21 protein-coding genes, 2 riboswitches and 1 other annotated feature are annotated in these 21482 nt (G+C 30.4%); of the genes, 13 read left to right on the plus strand and 8 right to left on the minus strand.

What is annotated here, in order from left to right; translation table 11 throughout:
* Positions 1 to 105 precede the first annotated feature (105 nt).
* Both xrtK and K7H06_RS01630 read left to right on the plus strand, forming a co-directional pair.
* A complete protein-coding gene (xrtK, locus tag K7H06_RS01625) occupies positions 106 to 615 on the plus strand; it encodes an exosortase K (protein WP_223038246.1) in 510 nt (169 codons plus the stop codon).
* Positions 608 to 3385, plus strand: a complete 2778-nt coding sequence (locus tag K7H06_RS01630; protein WP_223038247.1) for an MSEP-CTERM sorting domain-containing protein — start codon at positions 608 to 610, stop codon at positions 3383 to 3385. Before xrtK ends, K7H06_RS01630 begins: the two co-directional genes overlap by 8 nt.
* 26 nt (positions 3386 to 3411) lie before the next feature.
* Here the strand turns inward: K7H06_RS01630 and K7H06_RS01635 are convergent, their stop codons facing one another.
* Positions 3412 to 3618, minus strand: coding sequence for a hypothetical protein (locus K7H06_RS01635; protein ID WP_223038248.1), 207 nt, complete (start codon positions 3616 to 3618; stop codon positions 3412 to 3414).
* 167 nt (positions 3619 to 3785) lie between these two features.
* Here K7H06_RS01635 and K7H06_RS01640 point away from each other — a divergent pair, with 167 nt between their 5' ends.
* Entirely contained in the window at positions 3786 to 4097 is a 312-nt protein-coding gene (locus K7H06_RS01640; protein WP_223038249.1) for a hypothetical protein, read from the plus strand.
* Between the two features lie 85 nt (positions 4098 to 4182).
* Here K7H06_RS01640 and K7H06_RS01645 read toward each other — a convergent pair whose 3' ends face one another.
* Genes K7H06_RS01645 through K7H06_RS01660 form a run of 4 tightly spaced genes read right to left on the minus strand, consistent with a single transcriptional unit; the run spans position 4183 to position 6934 of the window.
* On the minus strand, positions 4183 to 4380 hold the full coding sequence (locus K7H06_RS01645; protein ID WP_223038250.1) for a hypothetical protein: 198 nt from the start codon (positions 4378 to 4380) through the stop codon (positions 4183 to 4185).
* A 57-nt stretch (positions 4381 to 4437) separates the two neighbouring features.
* The gene (locus K7H06_RS01650) at positions 4438 to 5268 is read right to left on the minus strand and encodes a MetQ/NlpA family ABC transporter substrate-binding protein (RefSeq protein WP_223038251.1); all 831 of its coding nucleotides are present in this window, start codon (positions 5266 to 5268) and stop codon (positions 4438 to 4440) included.
* Between the two features lie 26 nt (positions 5269 to 5294).
* Positions 5295 to 5945 (minus strand): methionine ABC transporter permease, encoded by a 651-nt coding sequence (locus K7H06_RS01655; RefSeq protein ID WP_223038252.1) that lies wholly within the window; start codon positions 5943 to 5945, stop codon positions 5295 to 5297.
* The gene (locus tag K7H06_RS01660) at positions 5942 to 6934 is read right to left on the minus strand and encodes a methionine ABC transporter ATP-binding protein (RefSeq protein ID WP_223038253.1); all 993 of its coding nucleotides are present in this window, start codon (positions 6932 to 6934) and stop codon (positions 5942 to 5944) included. Before K7H06_RS01660 ends, K7H06_RS01655 begins: the two co-directional genes overlap by 4 nt.
* 126 nt (positions 6935 to 7060) lie before the next feature.
* Positions 7061 to 7167: riboswitch (SAM riboswitch) on the minus strand.
* A gap of 156 nt (positions 7168 to 7323) precedes the next feature.
* Here K7H06_RS01660 and K7H06_RS01665 point away from each other — a divergent pair.
* The gene (locus tag K7H06_RS01665; RefSeq protein ID WP_223038254.1) at positions 7324 to 7629 is read left to right on the plus strand and encodes a YerC/YecD family TrpR-related protein; all 306 of its coding nucleotides are present in this window, start codon (positions 7324 to 7326) and stop codon (positions 7627 to 7629) included.
* Between the two features lie 34 nt (positions 7630 to 7663).
* On the opposite strand, the gene K7H06_RS01670 is transcribed toward K7H06_RS01665, so the two are convergent.
* Positions 7664 to 8002: a hypothetical protein gene (locus tag K7H06_RS01670; RefSeq protein ID WP_223038255.1), complete on the minus strand. Its 339-nt coding sequence runs from the start codon at positions 8000 to 8002 to the stop codon at positions 7664 to 7666.
* A gap of 149 nt (positions 8003 to 8151) precedes the next feature.
* On the opposite strand from K7H06_RS01670, the gene K7H06_RS01675 reads away from it, so the two are divergent.
* The 6 genes from K7H06_RS01675 to K7H06_RS01700 all read left to right on the plus strand — a co-directional run bounded on the left by K7H06_RS01675 (position 8152) and on the right by K7H06_RS01700 (position 15275).
* Positions 8152 to 8475, plus strand: a complete 324-nt coding sequence (locus tag K7H06_RS01675) for a PadR family transcriptional regulator (protein WP_223038256.1) — start codon at positions 8152 to 8154, stop codon at positions 8473 to 8475.
* Entirely contained in the window at positions 8468 to 9049 is a 582-nt protein-coding gene (locus tag K7H06_RS01680) for an HAAS signaling domain-containing protein (RefSeq protein ID WP_223038257.1), read from the plus strand. Before K7H06_RS01675 ends, K7H06_RS01680 begins: the two co-directional genes overlap by 8 nt.
* A 30-nt stretch (positions 9050 to 9079) precedes the next feature.
* Positions 9080 to 9961 carry a DUF4097 family beta strand repeat-containing protein gene (locus tag K7H06_RS01685; protein ID WP_223038258.1) on the plus strand — a complete coding sequence of 294 codons (882 nt, stop codon included), beginning with the start codon at positions 9080 to 9082 and terminating at the stop codon, positions 9959 to 9961.
* Positions 9962 to 10193: 232 nt separating this feature from the next.
* Positions 10194 to 13376 carry an HD domain-containing protein gene (locus K7H06_RS01690; RefSeq protein ID WP_223038259.1) on the plus strand — a complete coding sequence of 1061 codons (3183 nt, stop codon included), beginning with the start codon at positions 10194 to 10196 and terminating at the stop codon, positions 13374 to 13376.
* Positions 13377 to 13642: 266 nt separating this feature from the next.
* Positions 13643 to 14302, plus strand: coding sequence for a SatD family protein (locus K7H06_RS01695; RefSeq protein ID WP_223038260.1), 660 nt, complete (start codon positions 13643 to 13645; stop codon positions 14300 to 14302).
* Between the two features lie 154 nt (positions 14303 to 14456).
* Entirely contained in the window at positions 14457 to 15275 is an 819-nt protein-coding gene (locus K7H06_RS01700) for a DUF3307 domain-containing protein (protein ID WP_223038261.1), read from the plus strand.
* Between the two features lie 171 nt (positions 15276 to 15446).
* Here the strand turns inward: K7H06_RS01700 and K7H06_RS01705 are convergent, their stop codons facing one another.
* Both K7H06_RS01705 and ilvD read right to left on the minus strand, forming a co-directional pair.
* The gene (locus K7H06_RS01705; protein WP_223038262.1) at positions 15447 to 16394 is read right to left on the minus strand and encodes a bile acid:sodium symporter family protein; all 948 of its coding nucleotides are present in this window, start codon (positions 16392 to 16394) and stop codon (positions 15447 to 15449) included.
* A gap of 13 nt (positions 16395 to 16407) precedes the next feature.
* The gene (gene ilvD / locus K7H06_RS01710; RefSeq protein WP_223038263.1) at positions 16408 to 18066 is read right to left on the minus strand and encodes a dihydroxy-acid dehydratase; all 1659 of its coding nucleotides are present in this window, start codon (positions 18064 to 18066) and stop codon (positions 16408 to 16410) included.
* A gap of 64 nt (positions 18067 to 18130) precedes the next feature.
* Positions 18131 to 18393 (minus strand) — a binding site (T-box leader).
* Between the two features lie 232 nt (positions 18394 to 18625).
* Positions 18626 to 18789: riboswitch (M-box (ykoK) riboswitch) on the plus strand.
* Positions 18790 to 18958: 169 nt separating this feature from the next.
* Here ilvD and mgtE point away from each other — a divergent pair.
* From mgtE to acpS, 3 genes are all read left to right on the plus strand, one after another.
* The gene (mgtE, locus tag K7H06_RS01715) at positions 18959 to 20296 is read left to right on the plus strand and encodes a magnesium transporter (RefSeq protein ID WP_223038264.1); all 1338 of its coding nucleotides are present in this window, start codon (positions 18959 to 18961) and stop codon (positions 20294 to 20296) included.
* Positions 20297 to 20383: 87 nt separating this feature from the next.
* Positions 20384 to 20980 (plus strand): hypothetical protein, encoded by a 597-nt coding sequence (locus tag K7H06_RS01720; RefSeq protein WP_223038265.1) that lies wholly within the window; start codon positions 20384 to 20386, stop codon positions 20978 to 20980.
* A gap of 104 nt (positions 20981 to 21084) precedes the next feature.
* Positions 21085 to 21456, plus strand: a complete 372-nt coding sequence (gene acpS / locus K7H06_RS01725; protein WP_223038266.1) for a holo-ACP synthase — start codon at positions 21085 to 21087, stop codon at positions 21454 to 21456.
* Positions 21457 to 21482 lie beyond the last annotated feature (26 nt).

Consider the following 21482-nt stretch of genomic DNA (forward strand, 5'->3'; position numbering starts at 1 on the left):
ATCGAATTGTTTAATAATAAAAATATATTGAAAAACAATAAAAAAGTATTGAAAAAAGATAATGAACTATGTATAATGAAGATGTAAAATTATGGGGGTGACAAAGTGAACTTACTTGCGTATGGAATAGCCTTATTTATGGCAATATACATAAAATTTATTTTCCGATATGGAAATTTTCAATACGTATTATATATCCTAAAACCTGTAACAAAAGTAGTGGAATTGTTTTTAGGTGTTTCTTTTCAATATTATGAAGGCATTGGATTTATCAATAATGATTTAAAAATGCATATTAGTAGAGGATGTTCAGGGGCGAATTTTTTCATCATGGTATTTTTAATGATTAGTTTTTCTTTCATTTCTAAGATACAGAATAAAAATAAATTACCAGCATTATTGATTTTTTTTACGGTTTCATATGTAATTACAATTATTGCAAATGCATCAAGGATTATAGGGGCTTCTTTGATGATGCATATCATAACCTTCAATATAAAATATGAAAGATTGATCCATCAATCTATTGGGGTTATTTTTTATTTTATAATTTTAATTATTACTTATTATCTGTTTTCAAAAATGATAGATAAAGGAGAGAAGACTCATGAATAAACTTTATAAACCTTATCTGATATTTGTTACGCTAACCATTCCTCAAATTTTCATTTTTATTCTGTATTATAAAATATTTGGATTGATTCATTCAGAATTAAATGAAAGCAATATTGGTTACTGGAAATTTTTATCTCTTTATCTAGGGGCAGCTTGTTTTATATTTACCTTATGGAATATAAATAACTGGATAAAGAAAAAGGAGATCCAACCTTTATGTGCTATTTTGATATTCAGTGTCTATACTATATTTTTAAGTGTTTATTCTTATAAGTATACAGAAATTATTCCTTCTAATATTCCAGCATATATGTTTTTAGGGATAAGACCTGGTATGACTGTCTTGACACTTATTATGCCAGGGCTCATTCATTCAATGCTAATGATGGTGCATTTTACTGTGGAAAAAATGAAAATAGGCAGTAATTCAAAGGATTTTTATCGTATGATAGGTATTCCAGCATTAAGTTATTTGTCTATGTATATATTGTGGGGTGCAAATAATTCTATAAAAAAGATGATGCCTATATTATTTATTGTGAGTATAATAGGGTTTTTCTTCTTTTTCATAAGAATTATTTATAGAATTTTAAAGAGAAAATCTAATTTATGGCAGAAAAATTTAGCTTTTTTAAACCTTGTAGCCTCAGTGATAGGATTAGCTGTAAATCAAGGATTAGGAAATATATTTGGGGATTTTTCACACGTGGGGTTTTATTTATTTGCTGTTATTACAGGGGGACTCATGTTAATTCCTGATAGGGATAATAAAAGAATGAGACTTGTTTTATGGGGATTGAAAAGTATTACCTTTGTTTTTACTTTTTACTTTTTTTTAGTTTTTCTTCCCCTATTACCATTTTCATTGATAGGAATGATTTTTTTAGGATTTGGCATATTAATGCTTACCCCATTGGTTTTAATGTTTTTACATGTACAATCTTTATGGTCTGATTATCAGTATTTGAAAGGGGTATATCCTAGGAATGTTTTAATTACATTACTTTGTATCGGGATATTAACTATTCCTGTTTTTACCATGGTGACGATAAAAAACGATAAAGAAAATTTAGATAAGGCGCTGACATTTACTTATGAAAGAAGTTATGAAGATGATCATGAAGCCAATATAGACCCAGCAGGTGTGAAAAGAGCTTTAAAAAATATAAAATATATAAAAGGAAATAAAAGAGAAAAGATGGATCTTTTCACTACAGACATTCCCTATTTTACTGCTCTTTATCATGAATATGTACTAGATGGATTATCTATATCTAGTCGAAAAATAATGAAGTTAGAAAAAGTGTTTTTGGGAAAATCAGATATTCATTTAGGAAATAAAAGACAAGTAGAAAATAGTAATGAAAATGTATTTATTAAAGACATCTATACAAAAACAGTCTATGATAAAGAAGAAAAGGTGTTAAAAAGTTGGATTAACTTAGAAATAGAAAATAAAGGGAGAGATCAAGAAGAATATGACACCCTGTTTAAGTTGCCAAAGGGAAGTTATATTAGTAATTATTATTTATATGTAGGAACTGAAAAAAAATATGGTTTAATTGCAGATAAAAGAGCTGCTAATTGGATTTATGAAAATACAAAAAAAATAAGGAGAGATCCAGGGATTTTAACAGATATAGGAAATAATCACATGGAATTCAAAATTTTTCCATTCAATAGGGGAGAAGTAAGAAAAACAGGGATAGAAATTATTCATAAAGGACCTATTACCTTTAACATAGATGGACATAATATTGATTTAAAAGATGATTATATAAATTCTTTAAAGAAAGAAGAAATTCTTATCAATCAAGAGATTGCCTATATTCCAAAGGAAGTGAAGAAAAAACTAGAAAAAACAACAAGGGAGCAAAAATATTATTTTGTACTAGATTATTCAGAAGGAAACGAAAATAAAATAAATGATTACATAAAAAGAGTGAAAGATTATATTAAGAAGCATCATATTGAAGAGGATGTAAAGGAAATTGTTGCTATAAATTTTGAAGAAAAAAGGATTCCTTATGATAAGCAGTGGGAAAAAGATTTAAAATACGTAGATGTAAAAGGTGGATTCTTTTTAGAATATACAGTAAAGAGGATAATTTATGAAAACTATATAAAGAATAGTAGTGAGCGTCCTGTGATTATAGTTGTTACAGATGATTTAGACAAAGCTGTAGATGGAGAGCATATGGATGATTTTTCCTTTGCGTGTCCAGAAGGGGTATATTATTATCATTTAGATAGAAATAATAATGTAGAAGGTTACATAGATACAAACAGGAAAGAAAAAGTTATAAATGAAGTAGAGAAAATACCTGTTTTTATTTGGGAAAATGAAAAGGGTAAAACCTTTTATCTATCAGATACAAGAAACGATAGCATAGTTCTTTTAGATGCAGGTTTAGAGATGAATATGGAAATGATGAAAAATTTCAAATGGGAAAATGGATTAGTTCTTCAAGGTTTGTATATGAGCTATGTACTTCATCCAGAGAAATATTATGAAAAATCTTTATCTATTGTAAAAAATAGCATTATGTCTCAGGTCATGAGTCCTATGACTTCTTTTATTGTTCTTGAAAATGAAGCTCAAGAAAAAGTTATGTTAGAAAAACAAAAACAAATTTTAGCGAGGAAAAAACCAGTCCATATAGGAGATATGACGGAAATGGATGAACCTTCTTTATGGATGATGTTATTGATTATGATAGGTATTTTTCTCTTTAGAGAAAAGAAGAGAAAAATGAAAAAAATCAGGTGATGGATAATTCATCACCTGATAGGATTTTAAAAATGTGTAAAGCCTAAAAGATTAGTTATACTAAAACCTAAGAAAAAAACCCCAAGAAGTAAATAAACAATTGTTGCTCCACCATCGCCTATAAACCTTCTTAATCCTCTAGCTTTACGGCTTTCCCAATAAAAGGCTGGTTTGGTTAGTGTACAGATAATTGTAAATATACCTACTAATAAAATAATTATAGAAGTATTCATAATGATTGCTCCTTTCAAAAAATAGTAATGCTTGGAAATTGTAGCATGAAACGACAAAAAAAGCAATAGAGGGATAAAAGAAGAAACTAGATATTGTATTTTTCAGAATAAATATAAGAAAAAAGCACATAATACAATATAATCCTAATAAGAAAGGAACTGTTAAGTTGAATATTAATGAGCCTTTAATATGTCCTAATTGTAATAGTAAATATTTAAAAATGAAGCATGAAGCTACTTATGTATACACATACAAAATAAATACATTAAATAACAAGAATTTTAGCAATCAATCAGAAAATCTGCCCTTTTTATTTGATAATAGAGAAGAAGTTAACTCAAAAGAATATATAGAATGTGAAAAATGTGGTAAAAAATATCCTTGCTCTTTTGAACATGATCATCAAAAAATCAATCTTACCATAGTAAAAAAAGCTATTAGATCTAATCATCAAGAACAACCTGAATTTTGGGGATAAAAAATGAAGATAAGGAGGTCAATGACCACCTTGTCTTCATTCTGTATATCCCCTATCTTTATCTTGATAGGAAGGTCTTTTAAATTTATTCTTTAGTATTTTCTATAGGTTTTTCATAAAATCTAGAAGAATCGATTACATCTATATCTCTTTGCATATCAAGAGGCATTACATAAGCATTTTGTGTTTTTTCTATGATGGGATAGTCTTCTTTATTATAGGTGGAATCAATTTGATCTTGTGGTCTTTCTGAATCAGAATGAATTCCTTTTTCATCTTTCATCGTATCATCTCCTCTGTATTAGTATTTCACAAAGGGGGGAAAGATATGATTTTTGTATTAAAACGCAGGAACGATTGCACCATTGTACTTTTTTTCGATAAATTTTTTCACATCTTCAGATTGTAGTATTTTTATAAGTTTTTGAATTTTTTCACTATCTTTATCTTCAGGGCGAACGGTCACGATATTTGCATAAGGGGACTCGCTTCCTTCTATTAATAAAGCATCCTCTTTAGGATTTAACCCACCTTCTAAAGCAAAGTTTGTATTGATGACACTTGCATCTACATCATCTAATGTTCGAGGAAGCTGTGCTGCATCAATTGGCTTAAAGACTAGATTTTTAGGATTTTTGTCAATATCTTTTTCGGTAGCTTCAAGTCCTGCATCTTCCTTTAATTTGATAATTCCTTTTGTATCTAGTAAAATAAGTGCACGTCCTCCGTTTGTTGGGTCATTTGGAATGGTGATAGTAGATCCATTCTCTAATGCATCAAGAGATTTAATTTTTTTAGAATATAAACCAAGAGGTTCAACATGAACATTTACGGCACTTACAAGATCTAATCCTCTTTCTTTATTAAATGTTTCTAAGTAAGGTAAGTGTTGAAAGAAGTTGGCATCAATTTCTTTCTCTGCTAAAGCAAGGTTTGGTGTTACATAGTCCGTAAACTCTTTAATTTCTAATTGTATACCTTCTTTTTCAAGTTTTGGCTTGATGAACTCTAGTATTTCTGTATGAGGTACCGGTGTTGCACCAATTGTAAGGGTTACAGCTTCATTTTCTTTAGGTTCAGCAGTAGTAGGCTCTTCCTTTTTTGCACATCCTGTAAATAATAAGGATAAAGTTAATAAACATACAAATACTTTCAAAATATTTTTTTTCATTTTTCATACCTCCAATTTATATTTTTTTATTTTTTATTAATGTTTTGTGAAAATCTATTGCCAGCAGTTTGAATGATTTGTACAAGGATAATCAGTAAGATTACTGTCATAATCATTACATCTGTTTGGAAACGGTGATACCCATATCTTACAGCTAAATCTCCAAGTCCACCTCCTCCAACAACACCAGCCATAGCAGAATAGCCTAGAATATTGATAATAGTGATAGTAATACCAAGAATCAATGAAGGCATTGCCTCAGGAATTAGTACCTTAAAAATGATTTGGCTAGGGGTTGCTCCCATGGAAATAGAAGCTTCTACCACACCCCAATCTACTTCCCTTATACTTGTTTCTACAACTCTTGCAAAGAAAGGGGTTGCAGCTATGACCAATGGAACAATTGCGGCAGTTGTTCCAATAGTTGTTCCAACAACAAGTCTTGTAAAAGGTATAATAAAGATCATCAAAATGATGAATGGTAGTGATCTTGATATATTGATAATATATGAAAGAACGCCATTCAGCCATGGATTTGGAAGAATATGATTTTTATCTGTTACAACAAGAATCACTCCTAAGGGTAATCCAAATAGAATTGTGAAAAATACAGAGACAAATACCATATATAAGGTTTCTAATAAAGATGGTGTAAGAAGTTCTATCCAATGATTCATTGTTTTAACACCTCCGCTTTTACATGATTTTCTTCTAGGAAAGATAAAATATCTAATAATTGATGACAATCTACATTCAATTGAATAGTAAGTTTTCCAATAGGCTTTTCTTGGATATATTCAATTTTCCCAGAAAGAATATTTACATCTACATCAAACTTCTTCGTAATCTTTGAAATAAGTGGTTCCCCTGCACTGTTCTCTGTAAAAGAGAGGTTTAATACTTTTCCTTTTAAATATTGCTTAGGTAAATATTGATCGTGATCTACAAAATGTTTTGTCACAGAGTTACCAGGCTTTGAAAAAATATCAATAGTAGAACCTTCCTCTACAATGTATCCACCTTCAAGGATGGCTACTCGGTTGCAAATTTCTTTAATCACTTCCATCTCGTGGGTGATGATAACAATGGTTAATCCAAACTCTTTGTTGATATTCTTAAGAAGATTTAAAATTTGTTTTGTGGTTTTTGGATCAAGTGCTGATGTTGCTTCGTCACAAAGGAGTACATCAGGCTCATTTGCTAAAGACCTGGCAATACCCACTCTTTGTTTTTGACCGCCACTTAGCTGAGAGGGATAAACGTGAGCTTTATCAGATAACTCTACAAGCTCAAGTAAACTATTTACTTTTTCCTTAATAACCTTCTCAGGTGTTTTCATGAGTCTCAATGGAAATGCAATATTTTCAAAGACGGTTTTACTATGCAATAGATTAAAGTTTTGAAAAATCATTCCCATTTTTTTTCTTGCATTTCTTAGTTCATTACTTTTTAAAGTTACTAAGTTTATGTTCTTTACAAAAATATCACCGCTTGTAGGCTCTTCCAATCTATTGATGCAGCGAATAAGAGAGGATTTTCCTGCACCACTAAGACCAATAATGCCATAAATATCTCCTTGACCGATACTTAAGGAGATATCCTTAAGAGCCGTTACTTTGTTTCTTCCTTTTGTATAAACCTTTGATAAATTTTTAATTCTTATCATTGCTTCACCCCTTTAAAACTGTATAGTGCTAAAATGAATAGATAATAAAATAACCCCCGTGAATAAAAGAGGGTTTAAAAAAACCTCTTTCATTGAGAAAGAGGCATATAGAACAATGTCTTCTTTCTCTCATCTGCCGATACAAATGTATCGCAGGAATTGGCACCGCTGCATAAATATATGCCGGTTGCCGGGTTTCATAGGGCCAGTCCCTCCACCTCTCTGGATAAGAGATATCCGTTTATTTAATTTTTCTTTGATTAATATTGAGTATAATCATTTTTTAGAATTGTGTCAATACTTTTTCGAAAAAAATTATATTTCAATAAAAAGGAGATAATAAATAAATATAGAATATTATTTAGATAAAGGGAAAAGGTGGTGACGTGATGACTTACGAGTCAAAATTAAAAAATACGTTTACGGACGAACTATTTGAAGCAATATTATTACTCCAAAATACAGAGGAATGTTATAGATTTTTTGAAGATATTTGCACTATAAAAGAAATTCAAGCACTATCCCAGCGTCTTAAAGTAGCAAAGCTTTTAAGAGAAAAGAAAACTTACAACGAAATAGAAGAAATAACAGGAGCAAGTACAGCAACTATCAGTAGAATCAATCGATGTCTTACCTATGGAGCGGATGGATACAATTTGATATTAGATCGATTAGATGAAAAATTAGAAAAATAAAAAAGTGTAGCCTATTAGAATAGGTTACACTTTTTTACTCTTCTTGAAGCCTGATCCCACAGTTTGGACAACATTTAGGCGTTCCTCTTCCAAGATATCTATGACAGGAAGGACATTTCCAAAAGCTTTTTGAAAAAATTACATAGGATATAATAAAACCTGCGAAAAGTCTAGTTAAGACACCACCGGATATGCCCATATAACCTTCTTTGAATGGATTAAATGATAATAATTCAGGGAAGAATATGCGAACCACTATGAATGCAAGGATTAAGATGATATAAGGAATACTGATTAGTAGTTGCCTTCGTTTAATTTTCTTAAAAGCAATGATTGCCTCTTCTACTTCTTGTGTATGATCATTAGGATTCATCATGTTCACCTCCAAAGAAATATTATACGTGAAAAAAATGATTCTAACAAGAAGGTACTTTTTAAAAACAGTACCTTGTATTAAACAGTAGCTTGCTATATAATGTTTTTAAAGATAAAAAATAATTCACCGAAAGGAAAGATATAAGGATGAATATTCAATTCAAAAAAGGAGTACTGGAATTATGTGTATTATCCATTTTAAGTACAAAAGATTGTTATGGCTATGAATTAGTACACAATATTTCTGAAAGTATTACTATATCAGAAGGAACTATATATCCCTTATTAAGAAGGTTAACAAAAGAAGGACTCTTTACCACATACCTTAAAGAATCTCAAGAAGGACCACCAAGAAAATATTATCAATTAACAGAGGAAGGAAAGACAGCAAAAGAAGAATTAACCAAAGAATGGTTTGCTTTTGTAGAAGGGGTTAACAAAATTGTTGGAAGGGATGAGGAAAGTGAATAAAAGTGATTATTTAAAGAAATTAGAAGAATTACTAAAAAAACTTTCAAAAGAAGAAAGAGAAGAAATTTTAAAGGATTATGAGGAACATTTTACCTTTGCCTTAGCAGAAGGTAAAACAGAAGATGAAATCATTAAGGATTTAGGAAATCCCCATGAAATTGCAAAGCAATATATAGCAAATAATGTAATCCATCAAGCAACAGAGAATCCATCATTTTCAAATATTCTAAAAGCTGTAGTTACAATTGTTGCACTTGGCTTTTTTAATATAGTATTTGTACTAGGACCTTTTTTAGGTGTTGTTGGAGCTTTGATAGGTCTTTTTGGAGGGGCTATTGGTGTATTAGTTGGTGGAGTGTCAGTATTTGCTGGAGTTGTTTTAAAGCCATTACTTGGTTCATTAATCTCTATGCCCATAGTGATGACTTCAAATCCGGTAGCAACAAGTTTTTTAGGCATAGGTATAACGGCATTAGGGGTACTTTTTCTTATAGGAAATTGTTATTTGGCAAAATGGTTATTTAAGCTTACACTAAAATATTTGAAGATGAATTTGAAAATCATAAAAAAATAATCAGTACTAACCTTAGTAGGAGGGGTTAAGATGAATAGAAAGATGAAAAAGTTTATTGTATGGACAGTTGCTATTATGATTGTGTCCTTTGGGATTTCGGCGGGATTATTTATGCAAGCTGGAGAAAATATTTTACATATAACGAATTCTGTTAATCGAGAGTCTATTGAGAATGATGTGGATATTACTAAAAATCTGGAAATAGAAAATGTTGAGAAGATCTATATAGATATGATCAGTACGAATGTGAAGGTGATTCCAGAAGATAGGAAAGATATAAAGATTCATTTTTATGGAACAACGAATGAGAAGATAAGTCCATTAAACATAGAAAAAAAAGACAAAGCTATATTTGTAAAAGAAAAAAAGAAAAATGAAATGGTCATTAATATAGGAAAAGGAAGTTTATCGGATACTCATTTAGATGTATACATTCCAAAGGATTATTCAAAAGATATAGATATAGAAGCAGTATCAGGAGATATTAATTTTGGAAAGCTTCAAATAGAAATAGCTAATATTTCAACTGTATCAGGTGATATTGAAGGGGACATAATAGATGGAAAAAATGCAACCTTTAAAACTATTTCAGGAGACATAGAAATAGAATCATCTAAAGGAAAATTATATGCAAAATCTGTATCTGGAGATATAGCTACAAAAGTTGAAAGTTTAAAGGATGATTTAGCTTTCAAATCTACATCTGGAAATGTTGAAATAAAGCTTCCTAAAACAGCGCTGTTTCGTTTACAAGCAAGTTCTACATCTGGAGAAATTAATTGTGAATTTCCTATAAAAATAGAGAAAAATAAAGGTAGAAACAATCTTTATGGGAATGTTGGAAATGATGAAGAAATAAAAAATACAATTAATATTAATACAGTTTCGGGTGATATTGATTTGGTGAAATGATTAAAAAGAGCAGTCCACATGGACTGCTCTAAATTATTTTATCAAAAATATTTTTAAATTTTTTCTTTAAGGCTGTCTTTTCATTTGTTAATTTAAAATTAACGACGGAAAACGACAAAAAGTTTCTGAAAAATTATTTAAAATAGAAAAGAGAAGTGATTTATATTTCTATACAGTATTAGAAAATAAATTTAAATATTATTTTTTATGTATCTATGAAAGAGGGATGTAGATGGATTATACTTTGATGAAACATTTAGAAAGTTTTCAAGATATAGATGTAGAATATCAAAAATTATATGCTAATTGGGTGTTAGATCAGAAAAAAATTGGACAGGCATTAAATGGCGTTTCACATATTTATCCACATTATAGCAATCATGATGAAAGTCATTCATTGACTATTATTAGAAATATTGAGTTGTTATTGGGAGCGGATCGGATTAAGCAATTGAGTCCAACGGATACATGGTTGTTATTAATGTCCGCTTATTTGCACGATACAGGAATGATTATTGTGAGTAATGTGATGCAAGATAATTGGGAAAAAGATGATTTTCAAAATTTTTTAGAGGATATAAGTAATGCTAAATATGATGGATATGATATAGAATATATTGAAGCAGCAAGGTATTTAAAGAATGTAGAAGATTTTAAGACGAAAATAGATTGGCCTATTAGAGTGAGAGAGTATGTCATTATATTAGCAGCAGAATATTTTAGAAGACAACATGCTAAAAAAAGTAAAATTGCTATTGAGGATTTAGAAGATATTTTTGGATTGAAAATAGGTGGCTTTAATTCAGTTCCTAAAAGATTTAAGGATTTAACAGGACAAATAGCATTTTTACATAATCAACCCTTTGAGGATGTACTAAAATTAGACCGGAAAGCTAATGGTGTTGGGAATGATAAAATACATCCACGATTTATTGCAACAATGATTCGACTTGGAGATTTATTAGATTTAGATGATGGCAGATTTTCTAATGTTTATCAAAGGATGCTTTTAAAAATGCCTAAAAGATCAAAAATTCATAAAGCAAAGCATGCATCTATTACACATTTTTTGATTGAGCCAAAGATCATAGAGGTATCTGCTAATTGTGATGCACCAGAAATTTATAGAGAAACAAAAGCATGGATTGATTGGCTAGAGGATGAAATCAAGAATTTAGCATTGCATTGGTCTGAAATTGTACAAGATGACTTTTTAGGAGTAGCACCACGATTTGGCAAGAAAAAATTATATTTAGAAGGAAAAGATGATTATAAAGAACAAGCTAATTTGCGGTTTGAAATCAAACAAGAAAAAGCATTTGAAATATTAGAGGGTTCAGAAATTTATGAAGATAGCAATACTGTATTTATAAGAGAATTAATACAAAATGCAATGGATGCTACAAAAATTCAAATATGGAAGGATGTAAAAAGTGGTATTTATGATTTTCTATTAAAAAAGATAGATAATAACAAGCATTCCTTTGGAAAAGAGCATATTGATTATAAAGAAAAGCTACAGTTTCCTATTGATCTTCCAAATGAAATTTGGAGAAATTATCCTATTATAATAAGTATTACAGAGGAAGAAAAGGATGAATATGTATATACCACTTTTTTATTTAAAGACTATGGGTGTGGCATTTCTTCAGAAGACTTACAAAGAATGGTTTCCATTGGAGAGAGTTGGTCTTCTGATAAAAAGCTTGTTGATTTTATTGAAGGTATGCCTTGTTGGCTTAGACCAACAGGTGCTTTTGGATTAGGATTGATGTCATCCTTTTTGGTGACTAATAAAATCATTATGAGAACAAAATATGATGATGAAAATTTAAAAGAGATTACTTTTGTTTCAAGAAAAGAAAATGGGTATGTAACAGTAAAAGATCTAGAGGAGGATGAAAATAGCTATAGAAGGAATGGAACAGAAGCTATCATAAAAATAAAAAAAGAAAAGTCTACTGAAGAGGATTTATTTGTGAAAGAAGATGTTGATAAATTTGAAGAATATAGAAATTATATAGAAAGAATGCTTGGAAAGAAATATTCAGTTATAGAAGAAAATGAAAATAGCATTCAAATCAAAATAGATAGTATGTGTATGGAATATGATCAAGATTTAAAGTGGGATAATGAGGATGATAAAATAAGATATGCATTTGTTCCAGAAAAAAATGGAGATATATCTATGCATATTTTAGAGAAAATAAGAGGTTCATATTTACATATTAATATATCTCAAAATTCAGATACATATTATGAAAATTTAAATTATAATTTTAGAGGAATAAGAGTTTGCAGAGAACGTATCCGAAATATACCGATAGCTGTTGAATGGGATCTACTAAATAGTGAAACAAAAAAGATCCTTAATATTGCAAGAAGAAAAATTAAGCGACATGAATTAAAGAGATTAAATGATTTTTTAATGAAAGAAATATTGCCTAGATGCTTAAAAAAATTCATTAAGTCTATATCTAAACCTGAAAATAAAAATCGATTTAAGGGTTGTTATGATTATATATTTTTTAAAATGAAATTGATATGCGAGATTCTTAAAATAGAGCATAAGAGTATTTTAGATGATTTGTGTAATGATTTAGTTCTAAAGATTCCAATTTTAAATAAAAAAACAGGAAAAAATTTTAATATGACAGTAAAAGAGCTTTTTGATAAAAAATCATTTATATATATGAATGAAGATGATTACTATGAGTTAGGATATGAGTATGAAAAAACAGCAAATGATGTAGTCGAAGAAATTGAAAAATTAACAAATAGAAAAGATATAACTAATGAGTTAATAATTGATTCCTTATATTTTGAAAAGGATTCAATAGATATTTCAAAATGGGTATTTGATAAATTTTATATTGAATATATATATTCTTTATATGGACAAGAAATTTTTATCCTAAGAAAAATAGGAAAAGAAAATAACAGACCAGTAACCATAAAAGTTGATAGTGATACTTATAAAAAAAATATTCTAAAATTGGGAGAAAAGTATGCGCAAGATACATTGTATCCCTTTGATAAGTATAAAGAGTTAATTATTAAAGAATTGCCAAAAGATATTGTGAGATGGTATTCTTTAAAAGAATACTATATTATCAATCCTTTTATAATAAAAGAAGATTATGCTATTAATGAAATAGATAAAGCCTTTAAAGAAATGGAAAGCAAAGAAATTGATGAAACTGTCATTCTTCAAAAGAAAAATAATCTAATTGATAGACTTTGCAATGAATGTATTACCAATAAACTTGTGAAATGGGTACTGAATCATTCTGCACTGCCAAAAGAAGAGATCACTTCTGAAGAAGTTATAAGAAAAAAATATAGAGAGTTAGTAGCAGAGTTCGTTGATTTAAAATGTGAGGAATTAATTGAAAAAAATCAAGAAAGTAAATAAAGACATCTAAAAATTAAAGTGTACCCCAAAAGTTAGATACAAAATTTAACTTTTGGAGGTGCACTTTTATATGAGGAAATATTATTCATTTTGATACTTAGATAATTATTGTACAGGCTTATTGCTCTTGAAAAATGAAATGTAGTTAAATACATCAATACAAGAAATTTATTCCAGTTATGATTTGTTGAAAATTATAGACTATTAAAGTAAAATGAAACTAAAATACTAATATTCTTTTAATAAGATGAATTCAAGGAGGAATTATGCAACCATTTTGTGTAATTACAGCAGATATTATTAAATCTAGAAAGTATTTAAATGCAAAAGAAGAAATTAATAATAAATTAGATCAATTAAATAAAAAACTAAAAAATGAACTGTTTACTTCTTTTGTTCTATCAAGAGGAGATGAAATTCAAGCTGTTTTGAATAATATTGAATTTTTACCTGAAGTTATACGGAATGTAAGATATTATTGTAGACCCTTTCAATTAAGATTAGGAGTTGGAATTGGTTATATTGAAGCCATATTGGACAATCAAAATCATAATTCGTGGGACATGAATGGGCAGGCTTTTTATTTAGCAAGGGATGCTATGGATACCTTAAATAAATTACAAAGAAAGCATAGTACACCATATAAAAAACATTATCCAGCAACATATTTATGGTCAATGAACGAAGCCTTAAATTTATCTTTGAATTCTATATATATTTTAGTAGATAGCATCATTAGAAATTGGAATGATGAACAATGGGAAACAATCATGTTATATGAATCACTTGGAACTTATGAGTTAGTTTCAAGGCAATTGTCTATTTCTAAGTCTGCTGTTCAGCAAAGGTGTGATTTAGCAAATTGGAGGTCAATTGTTGCAGTGGAAAAGAATTTGAAAGGTTTACTTCAAAGATGTAATGATTAAGTTGATTTTGAAGGAATAAAAAATAAGGGATTGAAGAAGTAAAGTCACTAACCTTTAAAGTGGAAGAGTAAAGCTTGAAAGCTTTAAAATTCACGAGTAAAGATCTAATTCTTTAAAAAATATAAATAATAAGGAATAGGAGAAGCGTATTCATATGACGGTATTATTGATAGCAATATTTGCACATATCCTAGCAGATTTTGTTTTTCAAACAGATAAAATTATAAATGATAAAAGAAATATGGTGAAGGTAGCTTTTTTAAAACATGGTTTTTCTGTATTTATGATAGTATTTATAATGCTTTTATTAAGATACCAATTTAAAGTAGTGCTATTATATAGCATGATTATATCTGTATCGCATATAGGAATAGATTATTTGAATTACAGCATTCAAAACAAATATAATCAACTTCAAGAGTGGATGTTATTTTTAATCGACCAAGTGATTCATGTATTCATTATTTTTAGTGGATGGACTTTCTTTAATTTTCCACAGCATGATTATATTACCAAGTTTTGCAGTTTTTTATTTAAACCCAAAACAATAATTGTCTTTAATCAAATTAGTAAAACTGTAGCTATGGAGAACATGCAAGAGGGAACTATTCTAAATAAAATATTAATATATGGAATTGTTTATTTATTTTTTGGAGTAGGTGGAGGCTATTTTATATCAAAGATTCTAAAGGATATAGAAAACGTAACTCAATCTGCAAATGATAATGAAGGATTAAAGAAAGCAGGCAAGATAATAGGTATTCTCGAGAGATTATTAATCATAACATTAGTAATCAATAATGCTCTTTCTGCAATTGGATTTGTAATAGCTGCAAAGTCTATTGCAAGGTATGATAAAATAACAACAAAAAAAGAATTTGCAGAATACTATTTAATTGGAACATTTTCTAGTGTATTGATTGGATTGATAGGTGGATATATGTTAATGGGAATGAGTAGAATATTTACTTAGTTTGTAAATAGAATATTAAAAAGAATGTGGGAGAAAAAATAAGAACAAACTCAAATAGCTTAAGGATGATCTATGAAAGGGGGATATAGATATTTGTTTATTAAGTATAATATTTAACCAGAATAATTTTTATGAACTGTAAAAAGAGCAGTCCACATGGACTGCTTTAAATTATGCATTACTTTTATCAAGTGAATTTGTTTTATTAGACCAAAATGTAGCTAGTAGAGGGCCTGAAATATTGTGCCAAACACTGAATATAGCAGCTGGGATTGCAGCTACAGGATTAAAGTGAGTCATTGCTAAGGATACGGCTAGTCCTGAATTTTGCATACCTACCTCAATAGCTACAGCACGTCTTTTTGCTTCACCCATTTTTAGCTTTGATGCAATGAAATAACCTAGTAAATATCCTAGCATATTGTGAAGAATGACTACCATAAAAATAGTTAAAGCAGTAGAAAGAATTCTTTCTGCATTTACACCAACAACGCCTCCAACGATCAATACAATAGATACTACCGAAATAAGAGGGAGAATCTTGATTCCTGTATTAACGGCATTACCAAAGAATTTTCTTGCAATAAGTCCTAAGATAATAGGAACTAATACTATTTTAACAATAGAGATAAATAGAGCAGTAGCAGAAATTGGAATCCATTTTCCTGCTAACCAAAGAGTTACCATTGGTGTTAAGAATGGTGCCAAAAGGGTAGAAACAGATGTCATGGAAACAGATAATGCTAAATCTCCCTTTGCTAAATAGGTCATAACATTTGAAGATGTTCCACCTGGACATGTTCCTACAAGGATTACTCCAACAGCTAAATCTGGTGGAAGATTAAAAATAACTGCAATACCGTATGCAATTAATGGCATTAATGTATATTGAGCAATCACACCAAAAATTACTTCTTTTGGTCTAGAAAATACAAGTTTAAAATCTTCTCCTTTTAGGGTCATTCCCATTCCAAACATGATAATTCCTAAAAGTAGTGCAATTTGTGGTAATACCCATTGAAAAGCTGTAGGGCTTATAAGCCCTATAGCAGCTGCTAAAACTACCCATACTGCAAAATATTTTCCTGCAGTATTGCTGATTTTCTCTAAAAATGTCATGGTTATCTCTCCTTTACTTTAATACAGCTCCTGTACTTGCAGAAGTTACTAATTTTGCATATCTTGCTAAATATCCTTTTGTAACTTTAGGTTCAGGTTTTACAAAGTTTGCTTTACGTTTCTCAATCTCTTCATCACTTAATTTTACTTCTAACTTTTTATTAGGAATATCAATACTAATGATATCTCCATTTTCAACAAGACCAACAAGTCCTCCCTCCATAGCCTCAGGAGAAACATGACCAATAGCAGCACCACGAGTAGCCCCAGAAAATCTACCATCCGTAAGAAGTGCTACGTCTTTATCAAGTCCCATACCAGCAATGGCAGAGGTTGGTGATAGCATCTCTCTCATACCAGGACCACCCTTTGGACCTTCGTATCGGATAACTACTACATCACCCTTTATAATCTTTCCATCAAAAATGGCATTTACTGCTTCTTCTTCTGAGTTGTATACTTTTGCAGGGCCAACGTGTACTAACATTTCATCAGCTACAGCTGATTCTTTTACAACGGCCCCATCTACTGCTAAGTTTCCTCTTAGGATCGCAAGGCCGCCTTTATTTCTATAAGGGCTTTCAATAGGATGGATGATATCTGTATCCAATACCTTTCGGGTTTTTAAATTTTCACCAACATTATTTCCTGTAACAGTCATAGCTTCTAGGTTGATTAAATCTTTTTTTGTGAGTTCCTTCATAAGAGCAGGGATTCCTCCAGCACGGTGTAAGTCTTCCATATGATGCTTACCGCTAGGGCTAAGCTTTGTAAGATATGGAGTTACTTGACTGATTTCATCAAATAATTCAAGGGGTAATTCTATACCTGCTTCATGAGCGATTGCTGGTAGATGAAGTACTGTGTTAGAAGAACCAGCCATAGCCATGTCTACAGTGATTGCGTTTTTAAAGGCATCAATTGTCAGAACATCTAATGGTTTTATATTATTTTTAATACATTCCATAACCTTCATTCCTGCATATTTTGCAAGTTGAATTCTCTCACCTGAGTGAGCTGCAGCAGTACCGTTGTAAGGAAGTCCCATTCCTAGTACTTCTGTTAAGCAGTTCATACTATTTGCAGTGAAAAGTCCTGAGCAAGAACCACATCCTGGGCAGGATTTTCTTGCTAATTCTTCTAATTCTTCTGCAGTCATTTTATTGTCCTTAAAAGATCCAACTCCTTCGATCACACTACTAAAATCTAATGCTTTACCATTATGCTCTCCTGCTCTCATAGGACCACCACTAACTACAACGGCTGGAATATTTAATCTTGCAGCAGCCATAAGCATTCCTGGAACGATTTTGTCGCAGTTTGGGATTAAAACTAATCCATCAAAAGCATGACCCATTGCCATAGCTTCAATAGAATCTGCAATAAGCTCACGACTTGCTAATGGATATTTCATCCCATCATGTCCCATGGCAATCCCATCACAAATACCTATTGCAGGGAATTCTACAGGAGTACCTCCTGCCATGGCAACACCCATTTTAGCAGCTTGTGCAATTCTATCTAAGTGCATATGACCTGCAATAATTTCATTTTGAGCATTGACAATACCAATAAGGGGTCTGTCTATTTCTTCTTTTGTATATCCCATTCCATAAAATAAAGATCTTACAGGAGCTCCTTTTGCACCTTTTTTTATTTGATCACTTTTCATAAAAAATCCTCCTTTGTATTGGTTAAATTAAAAAATCCCTCGTCTCTAAGATATAACATTATATCTTAGGGACGAGAGATTTTTCCCGTGTTACCACCCTAATTTACAATTCATTCACATGAATTATCTCTTCAGGTCAAATATTAACCCTAGCCATATAACGGTGGCACTTCTAACTGATGTAGAATCCCGGCCTTATCTACTCTAATGGTTTCGATTTGGCAGCTACGGAGTGATTATTATATACTGCTTTAACGCTGATTTTCAGCAAATATCAGCTCTCTGTAGTTAAAGGAATAGTATTTTTCTCTCCGTCATCACTTTTTTTGATTTATTTTTCTGAAAATTAATTAAACCTATTTTACTACTGATTGCTAAGTTCGTCAACCTAAAATATTAAAATTTATTAAAAATAAAGGGTGATTTTAAATATAAATAGTCGAATTCTATTTGTTTTTTCTAGATATAATTAGGAAATAATAAACGAATAATTAAAATGAAATACATATTGAAAACCTTGATAAGTAGAGTAATATAGCATATAATAATAAAGACAAGTTAACATTAATGTTAGGTGAGGCTCCTATTGAGATATACGCTGATGCCCGGAAATGTCGAGAGACGCCAACGGGTTAACAGGTATAATCGCGAAGGTTATATTTAATGCAGCTGACCATATGGTCAAAGCTCAATAGTGCTAAAGCTCAACATAGGAAAAGATATTTTTCTCTACTGTTGAGTAGAGTTTTTTTGTTTTCATAAAATAACGAAAGGTTGGTGATGGTTGTGGATGCTAGTCCCTTACCGAAGCGGAAAACTAGTGAAATGAATATTTTGAATAGAGCCATAACCATCATTTGGTGTTTATGGCTCTTCTAAAGGAGGGCTTTTGATGAAAGATTATGTAATTGAACTAATGAACACCAAAAGATATGCTGATGCAAGACGGGAAATGTTAGAAATGAATCCTGTGGATATTGCTGAGCTATTAGAAGAAATGGATACAAATAATGCACTGATTCTTTTTAGAATGATGCCAAAGGATATTGCAGTAGATGTATTTTCAAATTTATCCAATGAAAATCAAATGTATATTATTAATGCAATTACAGATAAAGAAATAAGATACATCATGGACGAGCTGTTCTTTGATGATATGATTGATATGCTAGAGGAAATGCCTGCAATTATTGTAAAGAAAATATTAAAAAATACAAAAGAAGATGAAAGAAAGCTCATTAATCAGTTCTTAAATTATCCTGCAGATTCTGCAGGAAGCTTGATGACTATAGAGTATGTTGGACTTAAAAAAGAAATGACTGTGAAGCGGGCTATGGCATATATTAAAAAAATTGGAATTGATAAAGAAACTATTTATACTTGCTATGTGATGAACGTGAACCGTAAATTAGAAGGAATCGTGTCCTTAAGAAAAATTGTTGTCAGTGATGATGATAAGACGATTGAAGAGATCATGGATACAGGGGTTATTTATGTAAATACCTTTGATGATCAAGAAGAAATTGCCCATGTCTTTAAAAAATATGATTTTATTGCATTACCTGTTGTAGATAAGGAAGAAAGACTTCTTGGAATTATTACTATAGATGATATTGTGGATGTTATAGAAGAAGAAAATACAGAAGACTTTCATAAAATGGCAGCTATGGAGCCTTCTGAAGAAGAATATCTTGAAACAAGTGTTTTTACATTGGCAAGAAAAAGAATTGTTTGGTTGATGGCCCTAATGATTTCAGCTATCCTTACAGGAAGCATTATTAGTAAATTTGAAGATGTACTTCAATCTGTTGTAGCCCTTGCAGCTTTTATGCCTATGCTTATGGGAACAGGTGGAAATGCAGGGGCCCAGTCAGCTACCCTTGTGATTAGGGGAATGGCGCTAGATGAGATTGATCTTAGTGATATTTTGCAAGTAGTTTGGAAAGAATTAAGAGTGAGCTGTGTTGTAGGTATTATTTTATCCTTTGTAAATTTTATCCGAATTTATTATTTTCAGCATGTAGATATTAGAATTGCTGCTACTGTATGTCTTACACTCATTGTTGTAGTGATATTAGCAAAGCTTGTTGGGGGAACATTACCTATTATTGCAAAAGCTTTAAAGCTGGATCCTGCTATTATGGCCAGTCCAATGATTTCAACAATTGTAGATGCTGTATCATTACTTATTTATTTTACAATGGCAACGAAGTTTTTAGGAATTGCATAAAATACAGGACTGTAGACCTATTATAACGAATGCTCTTTGTTTACGATACATTTAGTAAGATAAGGGAATAATTTGGAGGTTAGGGTAATGGCAAAGAACATTGTTCTAGATGAATATATTATGAAAAAAAATAAGATACCTGTATTAACAAAAGATGCAGAGTGGAAAGCTCTTTTTGAACCCTATATGACAAAATCTATGAAAAGAGTGGCAAAAGAATTAGAAAAAAAGGTAGCTGAAGAGCAAGATGCAATGAAGCAGATGAAAGTTCATAGGAAACTCAAGCAAAATTTGATGGGGAGGATTCTTCAATTATCTGATGAAGTAAATAATAGTAAGAATGAAGAAGCACTCATTAAATTAGAAGATGCAAAAGAAAAATTACTCCAGGTGAATGATCGTTTAGATGAGTTTCAATTTAAGATAGAAACATTACCAAAGGAAATAGAAATGTTAAATATGGAACTCCTTAAAGAGTCTATTGAAATTGCTTATAAGGATATAGAGGATGGTAATGAGAAACTAAAAACCCTTACAGAAGAGATTATAAAACTAAGAGATCAATTGAAGAGTAGTTGGGATGAAAAATTAAACTTAGAAAGTAGAGTAGAAGTGCTATACGCTTATTTGCATAATACATTAGGTTATGAACAAACGAATAAATTAGATAAAGAATTTCTTTAAGGCATGTAAAAATTACGTAAAAGTATGTAATTCTTACATGCTTTTTTTGCTAATAAGACAATTTTTAGGTAAAATATAACTATGGAAAATAGATTGGAGATAAAATGATGAAAGGAATAGGAATAGATATTATAGAAATAGAAAGAGTATCTAATGCTATAGCTAGGAATGATAAATTCCTACAGAGGATATTTACAACAAAAGAGATGGATTATTTTTCAATGATTAATTATCGCAGGAACACCATTGCTGGAAATTTTGCAGCAAAAGAGGCTGTTATGAAATCATTGGGAACGGGGCTTAGAAACTTTAAGTGGACAGATATAGAAATATATAGGGACGCGTTAGGAAAACCACATGTCTTTCTTTATAATAATGCAAAAAAAATAGCAGAAGACCAAGGGATTAAAGAAATACTTATAAGTATTTCTCATAGCAGAGATTATGCTATAGCACAAGCTTTTGCAAATGAATAAAGAATGATTAAGGGAACAGCCATAAG

Source organism: Crassaminicella profunda (assembly GCF_019884785.1).
GTDB lineage: Bacteria > Bacillota > Clostridia > Peptostreptococcales > Thermotaleaceae > Crassaminicella > Crassaminicella profunda.

Bases quoted from the DNA above. Each gene is read 5' to 3' on its own strand.
- K7H06_RS01630 (WP_223038247.1), top strand. From the start codon at position 608: ATGAATAAACTTTATAAACCTTATCTGATATTTGTTACGCTAACCATT.
- K7H06_RS01635 (WP_223038248.1), bottom strand. From the start codon at position 3,618: ATGAATACTTCTATAATTATTTTATTAGTAGGTATATTTACAATTATC.
- K7H06_RS01645 (WP_223038250.1), bottom strand. From the start codon at position 4,380: ATGAAAGATGAAAAAGGAATTCATTCTGATTCAGAAAGACCACAAGAT.
- K7H06_RS01650 (WP_223038251.1), bottom strand. From the start codon at position 5,268: ATGAAAAAAAATATTTTGAAAGTATTTGTATGTTTATTAACTTTATCC.
- K7H06_RS01655 (WP_223038252.1), bottom strand. From the start codon at position 5,945: ATGAATCATTGGATAGAACTTCTTACACCATCTTTATTAGAAACCTTA.
- K7H06_RS01660 (WP_223038253.1), bottom strand. From the start codon at position 6,934: ATGATAAGAATTAAAAATTTATCAAAGGTTTATACAAAAGGAAGAAAC.
- K7H06_RS01665 (WP_223038254.1), top strand. From the start codon at position 7,324: ATGACTTACGAGTCAAAATTAAAAAATACGTTTACGGACGAACTATTT.
- K7H06_RS01670 (WP_223038255.1), bottom strand. From the start codon at position 8,002: ATGAATCCTAATGATCATACACAAGAAGTAGAAGAGGCAATCATTGCT.
- K7H06_RS01675 (WP_223038256.1), top strand. From the start codon at position 8,152: ATGAATATTCAATTCAAAAAAGGAGTACTGGAATTATGTGTATTATCC.
- K7H06_RS01685 (WP_223038258.1), top strand. From the start codon at position 9,080: ATGAATAGAAAGATGAAAAAGTTTATTGTATGGACAGTTGCTATTATG.
- K7H06_RS01690 (WP_223038259.1), top strand. From the start codon at position 10,194: ATGGATTATACTTTGATGAAACATTTAGAAAGTTTTCAAGATATAGAT.
- K7H06_RS01695 (WP_223038260.1), top strand. From the start codon at position 13,643: ATGCAACCATTTTGTGTAATTACAGCAGATATTATTAAATCTAGAAAG.
- K7H06_RS01700 (WP_223038261.1), top strand. From the start codon at position 14,457: ATGACGGTATTATTGATAGCAATATTTGCACATATCCTAGCAGATTTT.
- K7H06_RS01705 (WP_223038262.1), bottom strand. From the start codon at position 16,394: ATGACATTTTTAGAGAAAATCAGCAATACTGCAGGAAAATATTTTGCA.
- ilvD (WP_223038263.1), bottom strand. From the start codon at position 18,066: ATGAAAAGTGATCAAATAAAAAAAGGTGCAAAAGGAGCTCCTGTAAGA.
- mgtE (WP_223038264.1), top strand. From the start codon at position 18,959: ATGAAAGATTATGTAATTGAACTAATGAACACCAAAAGATATGCTGAT.
- K7H06_RS01720 (WP_223038265.1), top strand. From the start codon at position 20,384: ATGGCAAAGAACATTGTTCTAGATGAATATATTATGAAAAAAAATAAG.
- acpS (WP_223038266.1), top strand. From the start codon at position 21,085: ATGATGAAAGGAATAGGAATAGATATTATAGAAATAGAAAGAGTATCT.